This is a genomic window from Caulobacter sp. GW821-FHT05F04 (assembly GCF_059419665.1).
The window spans coordinates 393407-412629 of record NZ_JBWKSF010000001.1; the positions used below are offsets into that span (position 1 = coordinate 393407).

A 19223-nucleotide genomic window follows, 5' to 3' on the forward strand; every position below is an offset into this window, starting at 1 on the left:
CAGAATAAGGAAAGATTGCGTGGCTCCGCCAGCCGCGGCGACATTTCGTCGCGCGGAAATTCAAATCAAACCCGAGACTTAGCGCCCCGAAGCCTTGGCCACGACGTCAAGGTCCTTTTCGAGCGCCAGGCTGGCCTGGACGACGGTCGCCACCGAACGCTTGAAGAAGTCCTGAGGCACGGTCGCGAAATCATCCGTGGGCTTATGATATTCGGGATGGTCCTCGACCCCGAAATAGACCCACGGCACGCCCTTTTCGCCAAAGGCGTAGTGGTCGGACTGGGTGGTCCAGTTGTTTTCCTTGCCGTCGGTGTCGGTGTCGTGGCCCAGCTTCAGCGTCACCTTCGCGGTCGTGGCGACCTTGACCAGGATCGGCTTCAGGAAGGGGAACGGCGAAGCGCCCGAGGCGTAGAGCTCGTTCTTGGCGTTCTTGCTCAGCATGTCGAAATTGACGTCGAGCGCGATGGTCTCCAGCGGAACCGGCGGGGCGGCGGCGAAGGCCTTGGCGCCGCGCAAGCCGCTCTCCTCGGCGTCGACCACCGCGAAGATCACGTCGTGCTTGGGCCGCTTGGCCTTGAAGGCTTCGGCCACGGCCAGCAGACCCGCCACGCCCGAGGCGTTGTCATCGGCGCCGTTGTAGATCTCGCCGTTACGGACGCCCAGATGATCGTAGTGGGCCGAGACGACCATCGCCTTGCCGGGCTTGGCCCCCTTGATGCGCGCCACCAGGTTGACGCCCTGCAGCTTGGTCCCGTCGCGCTTGGCGAACTCGAAGGGCTGCTCGAACCTGTCGCCGATCGGCGAGAGGCCGATCTGCGCGAAGCGCGACAGGATGTAGGTCCGCGCCTTTTCCGAACCCGGCGTGCCGGGCGCACGGCCCTGCATGTCGTCGGCCGACAGGGTGCGGACATCGTCGATGGCCTTGTCGCCGGGAGCGGCCAGCGCCGGCGCGGCGGCGGAGAGGATCGCCGCGGCGATCAGCGCAGAAAGACGGATCATGGCGCCTACATGCCGTGCGCGAGGTGGCGAATTCAATTAAATCTCGCTCATATCGCCGTGGACCCTCGTGACCAACGCTGTCAGCGTAGGCTCGTTGTTAAGAAATCCCGGCCACATAAGCCCTTCAGAGACCGGAGCCTTCCCAGTGCCCATGTCCCATGCCGAGCTTGAGGCCCGCCTCACCAAGGCCTTCCCCGATTCCGAGATCGTGCTGACCGACCTGGCCGGCGACAACGACCACTGGAAGGCCCGCATCGTCTCGCCGGCCTTCAAGGGTCTGCCGCGCGTGCGCCAGCACCAGCTGGTCAACAAGGCCCTGGCCGACGTGCTGGGCGGGACTCTGCACGCCCTGGCCCTCGAAACCGCTGCTCCGGCGGAATAGGAGAAGGGCGTGCGCTACCGGCCCTTCGGCGCCTCGGGCATGGCGATTTCGGCGCTCACGCTGCGCCTGGCCGACAGCTCGCGCCTCCGGACCAGCGAATGGCGCGCCCTGATCTTCACGGCGCTGGAAAACGGCATCAACAGCTTCCAGGTCGAGGGCGACTCGCCCGAACTGCTGAAGGGTGCGGCCGAGGCCTTCGCCAGCGTCGAGCGGCGGCTGCTGTTCCTGACCTGGCGGGTGCGCGGCGACGCGGCGGCCCTGGGCCACGAGGCCGTCGACGACCTGCTGAAGTCGGCGTTCGAGGGTCTTTCGCTAGACTATCTCGACCTCGTACTGATCAACGACCCGCTGGCCCCGGCCCTGCCGCCCGTCTTCGAGGCCGGCCTGCGCTCGCTGTACGACAGCCACGCGATCCATGGCCTGGGCGTCGCCAGCCGCGGCGACATCGATCCGCATCTGCTGAAGAACGGGATGGTCACGACCATCTCCTCGCCGTTCAACCTGTCGTCCGGCTGGGCCGAGCGCCACCGCATCCGCCACGCCTCGACGCACGATTTCGCCGTGATCGGCGAGGACTTCTGGCCCCAGGTCCTGCGCGAGGGCGGCGGCCTGGCCGCTCCGAAGCCGTCCCTTTGGCGGCGCCGATCCGACCCTCTGGCCGACATCGGCGGTTATGAGTTCCTGCACGCCACCCAGGGCTGGAGCGGCGAGGATATCTGCCTGGGCTACGCCCTGACCGAGCCGTCGCTGTCGACCGTGCGCATCACCGCAGACACCCGCCAGGATGTCGAGCGCCTGGCCGCCGTGGTCGAGCGCGACCTGCCCAACGGCGTCTGCGCCCAGATCGAGATGGCCCGCTTCTCGGCCCAGGAACGCGAGAAGGCCGCCAATCGTACTTGATAGACAGGGCGCACTTGACCCTTCGGCCCGGGGTGCCTAGCTGAAAGCCTTGAGTTCCAGGACAATCCCGATGACCGACGTCGCCTCCTCCCCCGCCCTCGACTTCATCGCCAAGACCGTGGCCGAAAATCCGGTCGTGGTGTTCATGAAGGGCGTGCCGGACCAGCCGCGCTGCGGCTTCTCGTCGGTCGTCGTCCAGATCCTCGACCACCTGGGCGTCGAGTTCATCGGCGTCGACGTCCTGCAGGACGACGACCTGCGCCAGGGCGTCAAGACCTTCACCGACTGGCCGACCATCCCGCAGCTCTATGTGAAGGGCGAGTTCCTGGGCGGCAGCGACATCATCCGCGAGATGTTCCAGTCGGGCGAACTGAAGACCCTCTTCGTCGACCAGGGCCTCATCGCGGCCTGATCCGCGCGTGAGCCGCCTGTTCGTCCCTCCGGGTGACGCCTATTCCCTGACCTTCGAGCCCAGGGCGTCGGACATCGACGCCAACGGCCACGTCAACAACGTGGTCTATCTGGGCTGGGCCCAGGACCTGGCCATCGCCCATTGGGAAGCCTGGGCGACCGAGGAGCAGCGCGCGCCCTGGAGCTGGATCGCGCGCCGCCACGAGATCGACTATCGCCGCGAGCTGCTGCCAGGCGAAATCGCCACCGGCTACACCTGGGTCGGCGAGCTGAAAGGTCCGCGCTTCGAGCGCTATGTCCGCATCGACGGCCCGGACGGCGAGATGTGCGCCCAGAGCCGCACCGACTGGGTGCTGCTCGACATCGCCGCCAAGCGCCCCGCGCGCGTCCTGCCCTGGATGATCGAGCGCTTCACGCCGAAGGGTTAGGGAAGCGTCTTCTCAGGCTTGCAGATCCGGAGCATCCGGAGGCCGCCGCACCGCGAACATGTGCCGAGCGTGTAGCTCGTTCCAAAGCCTCCGTAGCGGATGCCGCCCGTGGAGGCCAACGACCGCTGCCGACCACAGCTCGTGCACTGGATCTTCCAAGCGCTCGACTCTCGGGCCACATTCTCGGCGAAGTTGCCGAGGGCCTTCCGGATTTTGTCGAACATCAGAGGCCCCCTCGCCGCTGCCCTTCAGACACTGTCGGATTGGCGATCAAGACCCGCTCGCCGCGCTTCAGACCAAGCTCTTCATAACTAAACGTCATGTCCGCCCAGACCTTGGGACCCTTGCAGGTCTCCAGTCGGCGACGGGCGAAGGCGACCACCGCCCGGCCATCCTCGCGGTCCACCCGGAAGGCCATATCCGCCCGGTTGGCGCAGCCTCGGCTCTCGATCCGGATCGTCACCGCGCGGCGCTCCAGCGAGACCATGAGCAGAGGCTCCAGCTCCGGCCAGGTTTCGCCGGAGACAAGCCTCGGCGTCGTCGCGCAGCCGGCCAGCACGAACGCCGCGCCGGAGAGCATGAAACGCCTGCGTGAGCCTCCGCTCGCCATCCACTCCACATGTCGCTAACCGCCCGGAGGCGGAGCATCCCCTAACGAGGATCGGCTGGCTACCCCCAGGGACCGGGCTCGCGGTCGGAGCTGGGTGGGACCGAGGGCGCGGTCGCCATGGCCGGGACGGGGCGACGGGCCTGGCGCGAGACGCCCAGCCGCATCAGCGCCTCGACGCGGTTGCGGGTCGCCGGGTGGGTCGAGAACAGGCTGTCGGCGCCCTTGCCGTTCAGCGGGTTGATGATGAACATGTGGGCCGTGGCCGGATTGCGCTCGGCCTCGTAGTTCACATAGCCGCCGCGGGTGTAAGCCTCGATCTTCTCCAGCGCGCGGGCCAGGGCCGCCGGGTCGCCGCCGATCGACGCGCCGATGCGGTCGGCCTCGTACTCGCGGGTCCGGCTGATGGCCATCTGCACCAGCATGGCGGCGATGGGCGCGAGGATGGCGATGGCGATCGCCCCGATCACGCCGCCCGGCCGCTCCTCGTCCCGCGAACCGCCGAAGAAGAACGCGAAATTGGCCAGGGCCGAGATCGCGCCGGCGATGGTGGCCGTCACGGTCATGGTCAGGGTGTCGCGGTTCTTCACGTGGGCCAGCTCGTGGGCCATCACGCCCCGGATCTCATCGCGAGTCAGCAGGGACAACAGGCCCGTGGTCGCGGCGACGGCGGCGTGGGCCGGGTCGCGGCCGGTGGCGAAGGCGTTGGGCTGGTCGCTCTGGATCACCGTCACGCGCGGACGCGGCAGGCCGGCCTTCCGCGCCATCTCCACGACGTCCGTCACATAGTGACGGATCAGCGGCTCGGGATGGCTCTCGTCCACCGTCTGCGCGCCATAGGTCCGCAGCACGATCTTGTCCGCGTTCCAATACGAGAACGCGTTCAACGCCACGGCGAAGGCCAGGGCGATCAGCATCCCCGTGGGACCGCCGATCAGATAGCCGGCGCCCATGAACAGCGCGGTCAGGCCCGCCAGCAGCATGTAGGTCTTGAGGTGGTTCATCGGTCTATCAGGGTCGTCAGTCGAAGATGTCGAATAGGTCGAAGCGCTTTTTCTTTTGGCCGTACGAGCCCGAATGGCGACGGTCATCGTCATGGTCATGGCGCCCATGATCGCGCTTATGGTGATCGTGGTGATGGTCGGGACGCGTGTAGGGCCGCGGCTCGTTGTAGATCGCCTGGGTCTCTTCGCGCTCCAGGGACATCAGCTTTTCAAGTTCGCCCCGGTCCAGCCAGACGCCTCGGCAGCGCGGGCACATGTCGAACTCGACACTGGCGCGCTGCACGGCCTGCATGGAGCCATCGCAGTTGGGGCACATCAGAAGGGGCATCAAGGAACCTCCGGTCCAAGGGAATGGATCGGGTGTCCTCGATGACAGGCGGCGCCTTTGGGGAGGGGGGCGGTGGCGGCCGGACCCAGACATCGAGAACACCCGATGCGGTCCGACATCACGAGTGCTTGCATCACTCGCCAGAGGGGCCCGGTCCCGCCTCCTAAAGCTGGGATAGCGCCCTAGCCGTTTCAAGAGGCGCGAAGCCCTTAAGGACAAGACCCTCCCCCGCGATGCGCGGAGGGTGCAACAAAAAAGGCCCCGGATCGCTCCGGGGCCTTTTCCGTATCTGTTCGGATCCGACGCTTACGAAGCGTAGAATTCGACGACCAGGTTCGGTTCCATCTTCACCGGATACGGAACTTCCGACAGTTCCGGAGCGCGGACGAAGGTGGCCGACAGGCCCTTGGCGTCGACCGACACGTACTCGGCGAAGTCGCGCTCGTTCGAGGCGACGGCTTCGAGCACGAGCGCCATGTTGCGCGACTTTTCGCGGACCGCGATCACGTCACCGGCCTTGCAGCGGTACGACGGAATGTTCACGCGCTTGCCGTTCACGGTCACGTGGCCGTGGTTCACGAACTGGCGGGCGGCGAACACGGTCGGCACGAACTTGGCGCGATAGACGATGGCGTCCAGGCGCGATTCGAGCAGCGAGATCAGGTTCTCCGAGGTGTTGCCCTTGCGGCGAGCAGCTTCCTCGTAGGTGCGCGAGAATTGCTTCTCGGTCAGGTTGCCGTAGTAGCCCTTCAGCTTTTGCTTGGCGCGCAGCTGCAGGCCGAAGTCCGAAACCTTCTGCTTGCGGCGTTGGCCGTGCTGGCCGGGGCCGTACGAGCGTTGGTTGACCGGGGACTTGGGACGGCCCCACAGGTTTTCACCCATGCGACGGTCGATCTTGTACTTGGCGCTATGGCGCTTGGACATAAGTCACTCTTTTTATTCGATCCGTGCCGGCCCCTCGAACGAGGTGCGATCTCAACGGCGGCTTCGGGTCAATCCGTCATGCGTTTTTCGCGCCGTCCGGCGAGCCGGCGGCGTGAAGGCGCGGTTTATGCCGGAGGGGTGGCGGGGAGTCAATGTGGGCGGGGCTAGTGAAGGTCCTCGTTGATCAGATAGGGCTTGAACCCCGCCGCCTTGATTTTCCGCATCACCTGAAACATCCGGCTGTAGGGAACTTCCGCGTCAGCGCGCACACCGAGCGACGCCCGTGCGGGGTCGTGAGACGCTAGAAGTTGCATCAACTCGGATTCGTCGACCTGCTGCTCACCCAGGAATATCAAGCCGTCCGAGCGGAGACTGATGAACAGCGGATCACTGGCCCTGCATTGCCCGAAACAGTCCATCGGCGCCTGATACAAGCTACTTCCGATCGTGATCGCCGCAGGAATCGTCAACACGGCGAATACCGCCAGCAACACGCCGATCATTGGCGTGATGTTAATCGCCGCGATTGGCCGCGCCTCGAAACGTCCACTCAGCTTTCTGGCCATACCCTGCCTAATCTGGCTCGAGCGGCTTCTTCATGGGGCGTCCCCCACGCATTGAGCCAGGCTGCGACCTCCTCATGCGGGACCACACGGCCGGCGACGATATCCGCCATGCCTTCGGCGTCGGCCGCTGCTTCGGCATCCTCGATAGCCTCAAAGATAGACGGTTCCAGAGCCATTGAGCCAGCATGACAGATAGCCCCGCCACTTCAATGACTGGCTTTGAAGATCACAGCCGTTGAGCGTGATATCCCACGTGCTCGCCAATGAAGGTTGTGATGAAGAAGTAGCTATGGTCGTAGCCCTCCTGCCGCCGGACCGTGACCTTGCGGCCGGCCTTGGCGGCGGCGGCTTCGATCAGCTCGGGCTTCAGCTGGCTTTCCAGGAAGTTGTCGGCCAGGCCCTGGTCGATCAGGATGTCGTCGAACGCGGCCCCCTTGCCGTCCTCGATCAGCGCGCAGGCGTCGTGGGCGCGCCAGGCCGCGCGGTCGGGGCCGAGATAAGCAGTCAGGGCCTTGTCGCCCCACGGGCAGTTCAACGGCGAGACGATCGGGGCGAAGGCGCTGACCGACCTGAAGAGCTCGGGGTGCTTCAAGGCGATGGTCAGGGCGCCATGGCCGCCCATCGAGTGGCCGAAGATCCCCCGGCGCGCCGGGTCCAGCGGGAACGCCCCATCGACGGCCGCCAGCAGATCGCCGGTGACGTACGAATGCATCATGAAATGCGGCGCCCACGGCGCCTGGGTGGCGTCGACATAGAAGCCCGCCCCCTGCCCCAGGTCGTAGGCTGGATCGTCGGCCACGCCCTCACCGCGCGGCGAGGTGTCCGGCGCCACGATCGCCACGCCGTGCTGGGCCGCATAGGCGTAGACGCCCGACTTCACCGTGAAATTGTCCTCGGTACAGGTCAGACCCGACAGCCAGACGAGATAGGGGAACGGCCCCTTCCCGTCCGGAACCCACACCGTGAACTTCATCGGCGTGCCGGTGCTGGTCGAGGCGTGCTTGCAGTAGCGCAGCGTTCCGCCGTGGACGCGATGGGTGGCGGTGGTTTCGACGGTCATCCTAGAACGTCACCACGGTCCGGATGCTCTCACCCGCGTGCATCAGGTCGAACGCCTTGTTGATGTCTTCCAACGGCAGGACGTGGGTGATCATCGGGTCGATCTGGATCTTGCCGTCCATGTACCAGTCGACGATCTTGGGCGTGTCGGTGCGGCCACGCGCGCCACCGAAGGCGGTGCCGCGCCAGACGCGGCCGGTGACCAGCTGGAACGGGCGGGTGGAGATCTCCTTGCCCGCCTCGGCCACGCCGATGATGATGCTCTCGCCCCAGCCGCGATGGCAGGCCTCCAGCGCCTGACGCATGACCGTGGTGTTGCCGGTCGCGTCGAAGGTGTAGTCGGCGCCGCCGTCGGTCAGGGCCACCAGATGCTGAACCAGATCGCCGTCGACGGTCTTCGGGTTGACGAAGTGGGTCATGCCGAACTTGCGGCCCCAGGCCTCGCGGTCCGGGTTGAGATCGACGCCGACGATCATGTTGGCGCCGACCAGCTTCAGACCCTGGATGACGTTCAGGCCGATGCCGCCCAGGCCGAAGACGATGGCGTTGGCGCCCGGCTCGACCTTGGCGGTGTTGGTCACCGCGCCGACGCCCGTGGTCACGCCGCAGCCGCAGTAGCAGGCCGTCTTGAACGGCGCGTCGCGGCGAATCTTGGCCACCGCGATCTCGGGCAGCACCGTGTAGTTCGAGAAGGTCGAGCAACCCATATAGTGGGCGATGGCCTGGCCCTTGTACGAGAAGCGGCTGGTGCCGTCGGGCATCAGCCCCTTGCCCTGGGTGGCGCGGATGGCCGTGCAGAGGTTGGTCTTGCCGGAAAGGCAGCTTTTGCACTGACGGCATTCGGGCGTGTAGAGCGGGATCACGTGATCGCCGACCGCCACCGACGTGACGCCCGGACCGACCTCGACCACCACGCCCGCGCCCTCGTGGCCCAGGATCGACGGGAAGATGCCTTCGCTGTCCAGACCGTCCAGCGTGTAGGCGTCGGTGTGGCAGACGCCGGTCGCCTTGATCTCGACCATCACCTCGCCGAACTTCGGCCCCTCCAGGTCGACCTCGACGATCTCCAGCGGCTTCTTGGCCTCGAAGGCGACGGCGGCGCGGGTTTTCATGGAGAGACTCCCTAGAGATTTGCGCGATCTTGGTACGCCGCGCGGGCCGCGTCGATAATCCCGATCTGCGCAAAACATTGTTGCCTATACAATATAATCATCGCATCTCTGGCCCATGAGCCGCTGGGACGGGATCGACGAATTCGTGGCCACGGCCGAGGCCGAGAGCTTCTCCAGGGCCGCCCTGCGCCTCTCCCTATCGACCTCGGGCGTCAGCCGCGCCGTCGCGGGGCTGGAAGAGCGGCTGCAGACCCGCCTGCTCTATCGCACCACCCGCCGCGTCAGCCTGACCGACGCCGGCCGCGCCTTCCTGACTCGTTGCCGCCAGCTGATCCTCGACCGCGACGAGGCCCTGGCCGCCGTCGGCGAGGAGGATGGCGAACTGAAAGGCCTGCTGCGCATGACCTGTTCGACGGCCTATGGCGAGCGGTTCGTGGCCCCGGCGGTCAACGCGTTCATGCTGGTCCACCCCAGACTGTCGATCCTGATCGAGCTGGACGACGCGGTGCGCGACATCGTCAGCGAGGGCTTCGACCTGGCCATCCGCTTCGGCCGCCTGACCGACAGCCGACTGATCGCCAAGCGCCTGGCCTCGCGCACCCGCCGACTCTGCGCCGCGCCCGGCTACCTGGCGCGCGCCGGCGCCCCGCGCGCCATCGCCGACCTCTCGCGCCACGCCTGCGTGCTGGGCGCGGTCGACACCTGGCCGCTCCGTGAGCATGGCCCCGACGGCGAGCGCGAGATCGCCTTCAAGCCGCAAGGGCGCTGGCGCTGCAACAGCGGCCAGGCGGTGCTGGACGCGGCGCTGCAGGGGCTGGGGATCTGCCAGTTGCCGAACTTCTATGTCGACGCCGCCATCGCCGACGGCCGTCTGGTCCCGCTGCTGGAGGCCCACCGCCCCGCCGACGAGGGCGTCTGGGCCGTCTATCCGCACCTGCGCCTGCTGCCCGCCAAGGCCCGCCTGCTGGTCGAGCACCTGGAGCGCAGCCTGGCCGAGGCCGGCTAGACCTTGACCACCGCCGGCAACCGGAAGCGGCCGTCCAGCAGTTCCGCCTTGGGCAGGTAGGCCCGTAGGTACATCGCGAACGGGCCGGACTTGGGCGCGGGCAGCCAATTGGCGGTCTTGTCGCCGCCGGGGTCGGCGCGGCCGATCCAGAGGTCGAGGGTCCCGTCGGCGTTGCGCTTCAGGCCCTGCGTGCGGTCGCCGATCGCGTAACGCTTGAGCGGGTTGTCGGTGAAGAAGAACTGGCCGTCGGCGGTGGCCTCGTACATCGACAGCGACCAGAAGCCGTCCAGCGGCAGCTGGGCCGGAAGGCTCAGGCGATAGGGGCCATCGCCCGTGAAGGTCCCCGCCCCGTCGTCGCCGGCCGCCTTCAGGTACATGGCCTCGGCCACCGGCAGCGCGCCCAGGCCCTGCAGGGCGACGATGGCGCGATAGAGATAGTCCTGGCCGTAGTCGCCGAGATTGGGCCGCGGATACGACCAGCCGCCGGTGAACACCTGCCGCCCCTTGGCGAAGACGGTGATCATCTTGGCCTCGTCGACGCCGTCGGCGGCCGCGGTCTCGCTGAAGGGTCCCGCACCGAGGAAGGCGCCCGTGCCACGCAGGATCTTCAGGTCGGTCGGCGGGGCCGGGTCGCTGGCCAGCAGGGTCCGCGCGGCGGCGAAATAGTCCGCCGGCTTGGCGTCGCGGGCGGCGTAGGCGGCGAGCGGGCCGCCAGCCGGCCCCTTCAGCACGAAGCCGTCCTGGGCCTTGTGGGTGGCGGCCAGGTCTTCGCCACCGTCGGTCAGGATACGTATCAGCGTCCAGGCATGCGGCGTGGCGATGCGGACGGGGTTCGGTCCCGTCGAGGCCTGACCCGGTCCGACCAGGGTGAAGGTCCCGCCCTCGCCGCCGATCGTGCGCGTCCCCAGCACCACATTGTTGTTGGTGAACATGTCCATCACCGCCACCGAATAGTAGCGCTTGCCCATCGGCGGGATGGTCAGGGTCACCGCCCCCTTGGAAAGATCCAGGAAGGCGGACGAATAGAGGGTGTCGTTGTTGGGCGTCGTGACCCAGCGGGCCGCATGGTCCGACAGGGTGCGGGTATGGCTCAGCCTGTTGATCGCCGCGCCGGGGGCCTTGAGGAGGCGCGTGCGGGTCGTGGCCATCTCGATCAGAGGCAGGGCGTAGAGATAGGCGTTGCGCGCGGCGATGGCGTCGCCATCCATTTTTTCCTGGATAGCGGCGCGCGCCAAGCTCGGCGTTAGCCCCACGAATCCGGCCAGAGCCAGCAGTTCACGACGGTTCATTCCGCCCTCCCCAACATTTGTTTGAAGGGAGTGAACGCGGGAACGGCGCGGGACGCAAGCGTCGCGCGCCGTCAGTCGGTTCAGTCCGCGCTTGCGAAACGCGCGGCGTGAACGACACTTTCCAGGGTGATCAGCGTGGCGTCGACGCGGTCGTGAGCGTCCGAGCCGACGACCTTCTTGGCGACGGCCGACGACAGGGCCTCGCGCAGATGTCCTAGGGCCCTGGGCGGCGCCACGAGGACCACTTGGTTCAGGTCATGCTTGGCCACCAGGGTTTCCACGCGCTTGGCCAGATCGGCGAGGAACGCCTTTTCGGCCCGATCGTGCGCGTCGCCCGAGTGGGTGATATGGCTGGGCGCGGCGTGGTCGTGATGTTCCTTCACGTCAGCCAGCCATTCGGGCCGATCATGCAGCGGTCCGTCGATCCGCGTCTGCTCCAGCAGCCGGGCGCGACGTCCATCGGCGACGACGATCAGGGTTGTTGCATCGGGGGTCATGGACGTTCCTTACTTTGCCACGGCTGGAGCGTGCGCCCGCCGGAGCGGCGAAAGGATGATTAAAGTCAAATTCGCGCCGAGCTTTGATCCTTAAGGAGCCTCGCTCTTGGCGGCCTTGGCGGCCAGCTTGGCCAGGACGCGGCCGCGCCCCTTGCTGAGCGCGGTGATCACACCCCGGAAGGTGCGGACCTCCTGGTCGGTCAGGCGGGCGCGGGCCAGGGGGACGCGCAGGTTGCGCACCATCGAGGGCTTCTTCTCCGGCGGATGATAGAAGCCGGCCTTGTCCAGCTCGCCCTCGAGGTGCTCGTAGAGGCCCATCAGGGTCGCCTGATCGGCGGGCTCCTCGACGTTCTGCTCGAACTTCTTCCAGGGGCGGTCGTCCTGGGTCATCTTCCATTCGTAGGCGTTGATCGACACCGCCTGGGCCAGGTTCAGCGAGCGGAAGCGCTCGTCGATCGGGATCGAGACGATGGCCTGGCACAGAGCGATGTCGTGGGTCTCAAGCCCCGCGCGCTCGCCGCCGAACAGCAGGCCGACGCCGCGGCCCAGGGCGACCTCCTCGGCCAGGTGGCCGGCGCTCTCGCGCGGGGTGTAGACCGGCAGGCGCGTCTCCCGCGGGCGGGCGGTGGTGGCGTAGACCAGCTTGAGATCGGCGATCGCCGCTTCCAGCGTGTCGAACACCCTGGCGTCGTCCAGCGGCCAGTTGGCGCCGGAGGCGCTGGCCCAGGCTCGCTCCTGCGGCCAGCCGTCACGCGGCCGCACCAGGCGCAGGTCGTAGAGCCCGAAATTGGCCATCACCCGGGCCACCGCGCCGATATTCTCGGCCAACTGGGGCTCGTTAAGGATCACGCAAGGGGGCGTGACTTTGGGCGGGACGGGCTTGAAGTCTTCGGTCATCCGCACCCTTTGCCGCCGACCGCGCACCGTATGCAAGAGGCAGCGCAGCCGAACCGCCACGGCCGCGTTTAGCCCGCATGTCCCGCCGCGCCCTCCTGACCGCCCTCCTCGCCCTGCCCTTGCTGGCCTCTTGCGGCGAGAAGCCGATGCTGGGGCAGGAAGAGCCGGCCATGAAGCCGAAGGACCTCCAGAAGCGTATCGAGGCCATCGCCGTCCGCGCCGCGCCCGCCGTGTTGGGCGTGGCGGTCGAGGATCTCGGCACGCGCCAGCTCTGGGCGTTCAACGGCGACCGGCCGTTCCCGCTGGGCGGAGCCGCGCGCATCCCGATCCTGGCGGCGGTGATGGCCGAGACCGAGGCCGGGCGCCTGCCGCTGGATGAAATCCTGACCGTTCGTGATGTCGACCTGTCGCCGCCGCCCAGCGCCGTCGCCGACGCCTGGCCGGGCCGCCGGACCTGGAGCGTCGCCGAGCTGGAGACCCTGGCGCGCGAAGGCGACAACACGGCGCTGGACCTGCTTATCAAGCGGGTCGGCGGGCCGGGCGGCGTCAACGGCTGGCTGGACGTCAAGCGGATCGAGCACGTCAGCGTCGACCGCTACCGCCGCCAGATCGCCACCGACGCCCGCGGCCTGGCCTCGTTCCGCGCCGACTGGAAAGGCGAGGCCGCCTGGCGCAAGGCGGTCGACGCCGTGCCGGCCGACGCCCGGGCCCGCGCGGCCCGGGCGCGCGCGACCGACCCGCGCGACACCGCCACCCCGATCGGCCTGGTCCGCCTGCTGGAAGCCTTCATCAATCGCGAGCTGCTGTTCAAACCCGATCCGGCGCGCTTGCTGGACCGCGATCCTGGCTACCTGGCCGACGCCCTGCCCGACGGCGCCAGCATCATCCAGTCGGCCGGCGCCCCGCGGTCGGACCTCGGCGTCCAGCCCACCAACCACGCCGTGGCCTTCGTCGAACTGAAGGACGGCCGCCGGATCGCCTTCGTCGTCTTTCTGACCGCCTCGACCGCCGACGCGGCCCAGCGTGAGGCGATCATCACGGACGTCGGCCGAGCGGTCTTGAAGGAGTTCTAACCCTTTCGAGCCCGCGCCAGGGCTTCCAGCAACTGCGCCGGATGCAACGGCTTGGCCAGGTGCAGGTCGGCGCCAGCGGCCTCGGCGGCGGCGATGTGCTCCTCCATGGCATTGGCCGTCAGCATGACCACCAGGATCGGCGGCGCGCCCGAGGCGGCCTCGCGAGCCCGGATCGCCCGCGTGGCCGTCAGTCCGTCCATGACCGGCATCTGCATGTCCATCAGCACCGCGTCGAAGCTGGCCTCGTCCAGCGCCCGCAGCGCCGCCTCGCCGTCGCCAACCATGGTCAGGTCGACGCCGAACGGCTCCAGAACGATCTCGACGACCTTGCGGTTGGTGGGGTGGTCCTCTGCGACCAGCACCCGCATGCCCTCCAGCGAGATCTCGCGATCCTCCTCGACGGCGGTCTCGGCCAGGGTCGCGCAGCGCTTCAGCGGCAGCAGCACCTCGAAGCGCGCGCCGTGGCCCGGCGAGGCGTCGGCGCTGATGCCGCCGCCCATCATCTCGGCCAGGGCCGCACAGATCGAAAGGCCCAGGCCCGTGCCGCCGAACTGGCGGGTGATCGACTGATCAGCCTGGACGAAGCGCTTGAAGAGGCGATCGCGCACGCCCTCGTCGAAGCCGAGCCCGGTATCGCGCACGACGAAGCGGACCTTGTCGTCCGCCCGGTCGACCTCCAGCGAGACCTCGCCCCGCACGGTGAACTTCACGGCGTTGGCCAGGAGGTTCGAGAGAATCTGGCTGATCCGCCCCGAGTCGCCCTCATAGGTCCCTTCCGCCTCGGACGAGACCGACCAGCGGAACACCAGGTGCTTGGCCTCGGCGGCGGCGGCGTGCAGCTCGGCCATGCCGCGCACAAGCTGGGTCAGGTCGAACGGCCCGACGGTCAGCTGGAACTCGCCGGCCTCGATCTTGGAGACGTCCAGAATGTCGCCCAGCACCTGCTCCAGCAGGCGTCCCGACGACGAGACCAAAGCCGCCAGTTCGCGACGGGCGATCGGATCGTCCTCGTCGCCGAGGCGGTCGCCGATGGCGATCACCCCGTTCAGCGGCGTGCGCAGTTCGTGAGACATGTTGGCCAGGAACACCGACTTGGCCTGGTTGGCGCGCTCAAGCTCGGCGGTGCGCTCAGCCACGCGGTCCTCCAGTGAGCGGCGCAGCTCCTCGTTGCGCTCCCGCTGGCTGCGGAGCGCTCTAGCCAATGAGCCGATCTCGTCGGTGCGGGCCTCGATCGGCTCGGCGGCGGTCGGATCGCCCCGTCGCTGGGTCTCGGCCAGGGCCTCCAGCGGCGCGGCCACCATCTGATTGGTCAGGCGGTAGAGCAGCAGCACCTGCAGGGCCACGCCGACGAAGCCGAACAGCAGCACCCAGGAGGCGGTCTTCAGCGACGACAGAACGATGTCGCCCGGCGGGAAGGTCATCAAGAACCACCAGCCCGGCTCGACGAGTCGGCCATAGGCCACCAGTCGGTCGCCCCTTGGTGTGAGGACGGCGCCCACGTCGCGCTTCTGGGCGCGGATCGTGTCCACCAGGTTCTTCAGGTCGTTGTCGGCCTCGAACTTGCGCAGCAGGCCAACGTCGACCACGCCGTCTCGAGCCAATCCCTGGGCGCCGATCAGTTCGCCATCGTCGGCGACGATCAGGTTACGCCCGCCCGGCAGAGCGTCGGCCACGGCGCGCAGCAGGTAGCTGTCCAGCGACAGGCTGGTGCCGAACGCCCCCATGAACTGGCCCTTGTAGTAGAAGGGCGTCATGCAGGCCGCGTTCAGCCCTCGGCCGCTGGGATCGGAGATCAGGCGCCGCAGCTTGGTGCACTTCATCACCCGGTCCGGATTGTTCTCCGGCAGGGTCAGGAGGGTCATCTCCTCGCTGGCGATCGAAAGGGTCGGCGGTGCGTCGCGTCGGTAGTAGAGCAGCTTGTCCTGCCGGTGCGGACCGAACATCACCATCCGCGTCTTGGGCGTGAAGAAGTAGAAGTTGTCGTAGTGGCGGATCTGGGCCTCGCCGGTCGCGGCCACCACGTCCGTGGCCGCGACGAACAACTCCCGCTCGGGCAGGCTCATTGTTACGGCATTGGGGAGGTAGCCGCCGATGCCGTAGACGTAGCGGTTACCGATCCGCGCCCCGTCGAACAGACCGTCGACCGAGCGCCGGGTGCCGTCGCCCTTTTCCGGGAACAGCCGTTGGAACTGGGCGAAGATCTCGGGATCGTCGCCCATGTTCAGACGCCGCGTCAGCGCCTCGCTCGCCGCGTCGTGGACCTTGACCAGGTCGGAGAACAGCCGGTCCTCGGTCTTGACCCGCTCGCCGACATATTCGGCCAGGTGCCGCGTCTGGGTGTCGGCCGCGCTCTTGCGCACGAAGACGAAGGCCGCCGCCGTCGCGACGCCTGTCACCGCGATCGACAGGATCGCCACCATGGTCAGAAGCCGCCGCGCCAGCGGCGTCGTCACGCTCGTGACTGCTCCGGAACTCGTATTCAAAAATTGCTCCCCCAGCCCGTCTGGGACAGACCGGCTCGCGTCCTCAAGAAAGAGCCGTGCTTCAAGAAACACGGCCTGGCCCGCGCCCCTGGGCCGTCGCCCTCGAAACCCTACGCTGGAAAACCGAACTTGATCACGAGGTCCAACCGACCCGCTTTTCCCCCGCGACGCAACAGTCTATAGCCTCCCGGACCGCGCCGCTTCCTGGCCCTGTGCGCCAGATCGCCACAGTCGCGCCACCGCCAGAGGAACATCCCCGCAATGGCCAAGATCAAAGTCGCCAATCCCGTCGTCGACATGGACGGCGATGAAATGACCCGCATCATCTGGAAGCTCATCAAGGACAAGCTGATCTTCCCGTATCTCGACCTCGAGCTGGACTACTACGACCTGTCGGTCGAGAACCGCGACGCCACCGACGACCAGGTGACCATCGACGCGGCCAACGCGACCAAGAAGCATGGCGTCGCCGTCAAGTGCGCCACCATCACGCCGGACGAGGCCCGCGTGAAGGAATTCAATCTGAAGAAGATGTGGAAGTCGCCGAACGGCACGATCCGCAACATCCTGGGCGGCGTGATCTTCCGCGAACCGATCATCTGCCAGAACGTGCCGCGCCTGGTGCCCGGCTGGACCCAGCCGATCATCGTCGGCCGCCACGCCTTCGGCGACCAGTACAAGGCCACCGACTTCCTGTTCCCGGGCAAGGGCACCCTGACGATGAAATTCGTCGGCGAGGACGGCGCGGTCATCGAGCACGAGATCTACAAGGCTCCCGGCGCCGGCGTGGCCATGGGCATGTACAATCTGGACGAGTCGATCCGCGACTTCGCCCACGCCTCGTTCGCCTACGGCCTGGGCCGCGGCTATCCGGTGTACCTCTCCACGAAGAACACGATCCTCAAGGCCTATGACGGTCGCTTCAAGGACATCTTCCAGGAGATCTTCGACGCCGAATACGCCGAGGCCTTCAAGGCCAAGGGCATCCACTACGAACACCGCCTGATCGACGACATGGTCGCCTCGGCGCTGAAGTGGTCGGGCGGCTACGTCTGGGCCTGCAAGAACTACGACGGCGACGTGCAGTCGGACATCGTCGCCCAGGGCTTCGGCTCGCTGGGCCTGATGACCTCGGTGCTGATGACGCCGGACGGCAAGACGGTGGAAGCCGAAGCCGCACACGGCACCGTCACCCGGCACTACCGCCAGCATCAGAAGGGCGAGAGCACCTCGACCAACTCGATCGCCTCGATCTTCGCCTGGACGCGTGGCCTGGCCCACCGCGCCAAGCTGGACAACAACCAGGACCTGGCCAATTTCGCCCTGACCCTGGAAAAGGTCTGCATCGACACCGTCGAAAGCGGCTTCATGACCAAGGACCTGGCGCTGCTGGTCGGCGACAAGCAAGGCTGGCTGACCACCGAAGGCTTCCTCGACAAGATCGACGAGAACCTGAAGAAGGCCATGGCCTAGACACTCCGGGCTCCGGCCTGAACGAGAACGCCCCGGAGGATCGCCTCCGGGGCGTTTTTCGTTTCCGCGGGTCACTTCGCCAGCCCCTCTCCCACCCTCCGCGCCTCTCGCGCGAGCGGTCTTGCGGGGAACGGCGATAGCTGGGATATCCGGCGTTAACCTTTCGGAGGCGGCATGACCCTGCAGAAGCGGATCTGGGACCTGATCGTGCTGGCGATCTTCGTCTTCGCCGCCGCCTTCGCCACCGCGCCGTGGTTCGCGTTCCGCGCCTTGAAAGCCGCCGCCCAGTACGAGGACGTGCAGGCGATCGGCGAGTTGGTCGACTTCCCCGCCGTGCGCCGCAGCCTGACCGGCCAGCTGGTGGCCGAGGCCCCCGCCGCCCAGCCGGAAGCCCCGTCGATCTGGCGCGACCCGCTCAACGTCTTCAGGAAGGCCATCGAACCGCTCGCCCCGCCCGAACCCAAGGTCGACCGCTACCTGACCGTGGCCGGCGTCTCGGCCCTGACCCGGGGCTACGCCCCCGGCAAGGCCCCGCCCGCCATGTCCCGCGATGCTTCGCTGGGCGACCAGGTCAAGGACACCATCAAGGGCCCCTATCCCGGCATCGCCTATTGGGACCCCAACCGCGTGCGCATCGCGGTCGAGCGACCGGACGGCAGCGGCAGGGTCACGATCTTCACCTTCGAGCGCAGGGCGCTGTTCACCTGGAAGCTGGTGCACATCCGCCTGCCCGGCGACGAGCGCCAAGGTTGATCCGCCTCTCGTGACGCCTCTCGTCCTCGACGTTCTGGCCCGGGTCTGGCCTTTCTTCCTGCTGGTCGGCGCCGGCGTGGCCCTCGCCCGGCTGCGCCTGCTGGACGGACGGATGACCCAAGGTCTGTCGGCCTATGTCTATTGGGTCGGCTTTCCCGCCCTGCTGATTCACTCGCTGTCGCGCCTGGGCCGGCCCAGCCATGACCTGATCCTGGGCCTGGTCGCCTATGCCTGTATCGGCCTTCTGCTGATGGCCGCGACCGTGGCGGCGGGCCGTACGCTGGGCTGGAACCGGGCCGAGCGCGCCGGGGCTGGCATGGCGTCCGGCGTCGGCAACAGCGCCTTCCTGGCCCTGCCCGTCACCGCCGCGGTCCTCGGGGCCGAAGCCGCGCGGCTGGCCGCGGGCGTGGTGGCCATCGACTTCGCGGTGCTGGCGACCGCCGGCGTGGGCCTGCTCGGCTGGGCGGCCGGACGGTCGGTCTGGCGCTCGACCGCCCAGGCCTTCCGCAATCCGGTCGTGGCCGCGGCCCTGGGCGGCGTCGCCCTGGCCCTGCTGGACATCGCCCTGCCCGAGCCGCTGGACCGCGCTGTCGGCATGGCCGCCGCCTCGGGCAGTCCGGTCGGCCTGGTGGCGCTGGGCGCGGCCCTGGGCCTGAACGAGGCGGAGGACGAGGCCGCCCCAGCGACCGCGCCGGTGGTCCTGGCCACGCTCGTCAAGCTGGCCGCCTTCCCGCTGCTGGTCTGGCTGGCCGTCGGCCTGACCCCGGCCCCGCCCCTCTTCCGCGCCGGCGCGACCCTGCTGGCGGCCGCGCCGACGGCGGTCAACGTCTTCATCCAGACCCGCGCGTACGGCGTCTGGCCGCGCGGCGCCGCGCGGATCGTGGCCCTGACCACGGCGCTCTCGGCGATTACCCTGTCTGTTGTCGCGCTGCTGCTGAAGCGCTGACGGCTGGAAGACCCGCGCCCCACGCTGCTCCTGCTGACTCGTCCTGGCGCGGCGATGAGGTTCGATCCCCGCGATCGCCGTCCCTC

General features: G+C 67.8%; 22 protein-coding genes. 9 read left to right on the forward strand and 13 right to left on the reverse strand.

What is annotated here, in order from left to right; translation table 11 throughout:
- Positions 1 to 78 precede the first annotated feature (78 nt).
- Entirely contained in the window at positions 79 to 999 is a 921-nt protein-coding gene (locus AC07R7_RS01955) for a M20/M25/M40 family metallo-hydrolase (protein WP_494633907.1), read from the reverse strand.
- Between the two features lie 145 nt (positions 1000 to 1144).
- On the opposite strand from AC07R7_RS01955, the gene AC07R7_RS01960 reads away from it, so the two are divergent.
- From AC07R7_RS01960 to AC07R7_RS01975, 4 genes are all read left to right on the forward strand, one after another.
- Positions 1145 to 1381: a BolA/IbaG family iron-sulfur metabolism protein gene (locus tag AC07R7_RS01960; RefSeq protein ID WP_492835049.1), complete on the forward strand. Its 237-nt coding sequence runs from the start codon at positions 1145 to 1147 to the stop codon at positions 1379 to 1381.
- A gap of 9 nt (positions 1382 to 1390) precedes the next feature.
- Positions 1391 to 2281 (forward strand): hypothetical protein, encoded by an 891-nt coding sequence (locus AC07R7_RS01965; protein ID WP_492835051.1) that lies wholly within the window; start codon positions 1391 to 1393, stop codon positions 2279 to 2281.
- A gap of 70 nt (positions 2282 to 2351) precedes the next feature.
- Positions 2352 to 2693 carry a Grx4 family monothiol glutaredoxin gene (gene grxD, locus AC07R7_RS01970; protein WP_492835053.1) on the forward strand — a complete coding sequence of 114 codons (342 nt, stop codon included), beginning with the start codon at positions 2352 to 2354 and terminating at the stop codon, positions 2691 to 2693.
- A 7-nt stretch (positions 2694 to 2700) separates the two neighbouring features.
- The gene (locus tag AC07R7_RS01975) at positions 2701 to 3120 is read left to right on the forward strand and encodes an acyl-CoA thioesterase (protein ID WP_494633909.1); all 420 of its coding nucleotides are present in this window, start codon (positions 2701 to 2703) and stop codon (positions 3118 to 3120) included.
- A 223-nt stretch (positions 3121 to 3343) separates the two neighbouring features.
- Here the strand turns inward: AC07R7_RS01975 and AC07R7_RS01980 are convergent, their stop codons facing one another.
- The 8 genes from AC07R7_RS01980 to AC07R7_RS02015 form a co-directional block, all read right to left on the reverse strand.
- Positions 3344 to 3700: a hypothetical protein gene (locus AC07R7_RS01980; RefSeq protein ID WP_494633911.1), complete on the reverse strand. Its 357-nt coding sequence runs from the start codon at positions 3698 to 3700 to the stop codon at positions 3344 to 3346.
- Positions 3701 to 3789: 89 nt separating this feature from the next.
- Complete coding sequence (htpX, locus tag AC07R7_RS01985; RefSeq protein ID WP_494633912.1) at positions 3790 to 4731, reverse strand: zinc metalloprotease HtpX; 942 nt, start codon at positions 4729 to 4731, stop codon at positions 3790 to 3792.
- A 16-nt stretch (positions 4732 to 4747) separates the two neighbouring features.
- Positions 4748 to 5059 carry a TFIIB-type zinc ribbon-containing protein gene (locus AC07R7_RS01990; RefSeq protein WP_492883305.1) on the reverse strand — a complete coding sequence of 104 codons (312 nt, stop codon included), beginning with the start codon at positions 5057 to 5059 and terminating at the stop codon, positions 4748 to 4750.
- Between the two features lie 306 nt (positions 5060 to 5365).
- Positions 5366 to 5983, reverse strand: coding sequence for a 30S ribosomal protein S4 (rpsD, locus tag AC07R7_RS01995; protein ID WP_099580201.1), 618 nt, complete (start codon positions 5981 to 5983; stop codon positions 5366 to 5368).
- 164 nt (positions 5984 to 6147) lie between these two features.
- Positions 6148 to 6549, reverse strand: a complete 402-nt coding sequence (locus AC07R7_RS02000) for an ExbD/TolR family protein (RefSeq protein WP_494633914.1) — start codon at positions 6547 to 6549, stop codon at positions 6148 to 6150.
- On the reverse strand, positions 6534 to 6725 hold the full coding sequence (locus AC07R7_RS02005) for an antitoxin (protein WP_494633915.1): 192 nt from the start codon (positions 6723 to 6725) through the stop codon (positions 6534 to 6536). Before AC07R7_RS02005 ends, AC07R7_RS02000 begins: the two co-directional genes overlap by 16 nt.
- Before the next feature lie 50 nt (positions 6726 to 6775).
- Complete coding sequence (fghA, locus tag AC07R7_RS02010; protein ID WP_494633917.1) at positions 6776 to 7609, reverse strand: S-formylglutathione hydrolase; 834 nt, start codon at positions 7607 to 7609, stop codon at positions 6776 to 6778.
- Between the two features lies 1 nt (position 7610).
- Positions 7611 to 8720, reverse strand: coding sequence for an S-(hydroxymethyl)glutathione dehydrogenase/class III alcohol dehydrogenase (locus tag AC07R7_RS02015; protein WP_492883302.1), 1110 nt, complete (start codon positions 8718 to 8720; stop codon positions 7611 to 7613).
- A 115-nt stretch (positions 8721 to 8835) separates the two neighbouring features.
- On the opposite strand from AC07R7_RS02015, the gene AC07R7_RS02020 reads away from it, so the two are divergent.
- Positions 8836 to 9726, forward strand: a complete 891-nt coding sequence (locus AC07R7_RS02020; RefSeq protein WP_494633918.1) for a LysR family transcriptional regulator — start codon at positions 8836 to 8838, stop codon at positions 9724 to 9726.
- Here AC07R7_RS02020 and AC07R7_RS02025 read toward each other — a convergent pair.
- The 3 genes from AC07R7_RS02025 to AC07R7_RS02035 form a co-directional block, all read right to left on the reverse strand.
- On the reverse strand, positions 9723 to 11015 hold the full coding sequence (locus AC07R7_RS02025; RefSeq protein WP_494633920.1) for a DUF1254 domain-containing protein: 1293 nt from the start codon (positions 11013 to 11015) through the stop codon (positions 9723 to 9725). The two genes, AC07R7_RS02020 and AC07R7_RS02025, sit on opposite strands and share 4 nt — an antisense overlap.
- Positions 11016 to 11095: 80 nt before the next feature.
- On the reverse strand, positions 11096 to 11512 hold the full coding sequence (locus AC07R7_RS02030; RefSeq protein ID WP_494633922.1) for a host attachment protein: 417 nt from the start codon (positions 11510 to 11512) through the stop codon (positions 11096 to 11098).
- 90 nt (positions 11513 to 11602) lie between these two features.
- A complete protein-coding gene (locus AC07R7_RS02035; RefSeq protein ID WP_492835074.1) occupies positions 11603 to 12409 on the reverse strand; it encodes an RNA methyltransferase in 807 nt (268 codons plus the stop codon).
- Positions 12410 to 12486: 77 nt separating this feature from the next.
- Here AC07R7_RS02035 and AC07R7_RS02040 point away from each other — a divergent pair, with 77 nt between their 5' ends.
- The gene (locus tag AC07R7_RS02040; protein WP_494633924.1) at positions 12487 to 13482 is read left to right on the forward strand and encodes a serine hydrolase; all 996 of its coding nucleotides are present in this window, start codon (positions 12487 to 12489) and stop codon (positions 13480 to 13482) included.
- Here the strand turns inward: AC07R7_RS02040 and AC07R7_RS02045 are convergent.
- On the reverse strand, positions 13479 to 15902 hold the full coding sequence (locus AC07R7_RS02045) for an ATP-binding protein (RefSeq protein WP_494634267.1): 2424 nt from the start codon (positions 15900 to 15902) through the stop codon (positions 13479 to 13481). The two genes, AC07R7_RS02040 and AC07R7_RS02045, sit on opposite strands and share 4 nt — an antisense overlap.
- 324 nt (positions 15903 to 16226) lie before the next feature.
- On the opposite strand from AC07R7_RS02045, the gene AC07R7_RS02050 reads away from it, so the two are divergent.
- The 3 genes from AC07R7_RS02050 to AC07R7_RS02060 all read left to right on the forward strand — a co-directional run bounded on the left by AC07R7_RS02050 (position 16227) and on the right by AC07R7_RS02060 (position 19137).
- A complete protein-coding gene (locus AC07R7_RS02050; RefSeq protein WP_494633925.1) occupies positions 16227 to 17438 on the forward strand; it encodes an NADP-dependent isocitrate dehydrogenase in 1212 nt (403 codons plus the stop codon).
- A 174-nt stretch (positions 17439 to 17612) separates the two neighbouring features.
- Positions 17613 to 18191, forward strand: a complete 579-nt coding sequence (locus tag AC07R7_RS02055) for a DUF2939 domain-containing protein (protein ID WP_492883290.1) — start codon at positions 17613 to 17615, stop codon at positions 18189 to 18191.
- A 10-nt stretch (positions 18192 to 18201) separates the two neighbouring features.
- Entirely contained in the window at positions 18202 to 19137 is a 936-nt protein-coding gene (locus AC07R7_RS02060; RefSeq protein ID WP_494633928.1) for an AEC family transporter, read from the forward strand.
- Positions 19138 to 19223 lie beyond the last annotated feature (86 nt).

Excerpts from the sequence above, each read along its gene's own strand:
- AC07R7_RS01980 (WP_494633911.1), bottom strand. The coding sequence starts at position 3,700 with ATGCTCTCCGGCGCGGCGTTCGTGCTGGCCGGCTGCGCGACGACGCCG.
- AC07R7_RS02015 (WP_492883302.1), bottom strand. The coding sequence starts at position 8,720 with ATGAAAACCCGCGCCGCCGTCGCCTTCGAGGCCAAGAAGCCGCTGGAG.
- AC07R7_RS02040 (WP_494633924.1), top strand. The coding sequence starts at position 12,487 with ATGTCCCGCCGCGCCCTCCTGACCGCCCTCCTCGCCCTGCCCTTGCTG.
- grxD (WP_492835053.1), top strand. The coding sequence starts at position 2,352 with ATGACCGACGTCGCCTCCTCCCCCGCCCTCGACTTCATCGCCAAGACC.
- AC07R7_RS02050 (WP_494633925.1), top strand. The coding sequence starts at position 16,227 with ATGGCCAAGATCAAAGTCGCCAATCCCGTCGTCGACATGGACGGCGAT.
- fghA (WP_494633917.1), bottom strand. The coding sequence starts at position 7,609 with ATGACCGTCGAAACCACCGCCACCCATCGCGTCCACGGCGGAACGCTG.
- rpsD (WP_099580201.1), bottom strand. The coding sequence starts at position 5,983 with ATGTCCAAGCGCCATAGCGCCAAGTACAAGATCGACCGTCGCATGGGT.
- AC07R7_RS02020 (WP_494633918.1), top strand. The coding sequence starts at position 8,836 with ATGAGCCGCTGGGACGGGATCGACGAATTCGTGGCCACGGCCGAGGCC.
- AC07R7_RS02055 (WP_492883290.1), top strand. The coding sequence starts at position 17,613 with ATGACCCTGCAGAAGCGGATCTGGGACCTGATCGTGCTGGCGATCTTC.
- AC07R7_RS02030 (WP_494633922.1), bottom strand. The coding sequence starts at position 11,512 with ATGACCCCCGATGCAACAACCCTGATCGTCGTCGCCGATGGACGTCGC.
- AC07R7_RS01955 (WP_494633907.1), bottom strand. The coding sequence starts at position 999 with ATGATCCGTCTTTCTGCGCTGATCGCCGCGGCGATCCTCTCCGCCGCC.
- AC07R7_RS02025 (WP_494633920.1), bottom strand. The coding sequence starts at position 11,015 with ATGAACCGTCGTGAACTGCTGGCTCTGGCCGGATTCGTGGGGCTAACG.
- AC07R7_RS01990 (WP_492883305.1), bottom strand. The coding sequence starts at position 5,059 with ATGCCCCTTCTGATGTGCCCCAACTGCGATGGCTCCATGCAGGCCGTG.
- htpX (WP_494633912.1), bottom strand. The coding sequence starts at position 4,731 with ATGAACCACCTCAAGACCTACATGCTGCTGGCGGGCCTGACCGCGCTG.
- AC07R7_RS02000 (WP_494633914.1), bottom strand. The coding sequence starts at position 6,549 with ATGGCCAGAAAGCTGAGTGGACGTTTCGAGGCGCGGCCAATCGCGGCG.
- AC07R7_RS02035 (WP_492835074.1), bottom strand. The coding sequence starts at position 12,409 with ATGACCGAAGACTTCAAGCCCGTCCCGCCCAAAGTCACGCCCCCTTGC.
- AC07R7_RS02045 (WP_494634267.1), bottom strand. The coding sequence starts at position 15,902 with ATGGTGGCGATCCTGTCGATCGCGGTGACAGGCGTCGCGACGGCGGCG.
- AC07R7_RS02005 (WP_494633915.1), bottom strand. The coding sequence starts at position 6,725 with ATGGCTCTGGAACCGTCTATCTTTGAGGCTATCGAGGATGCCGAAGCA.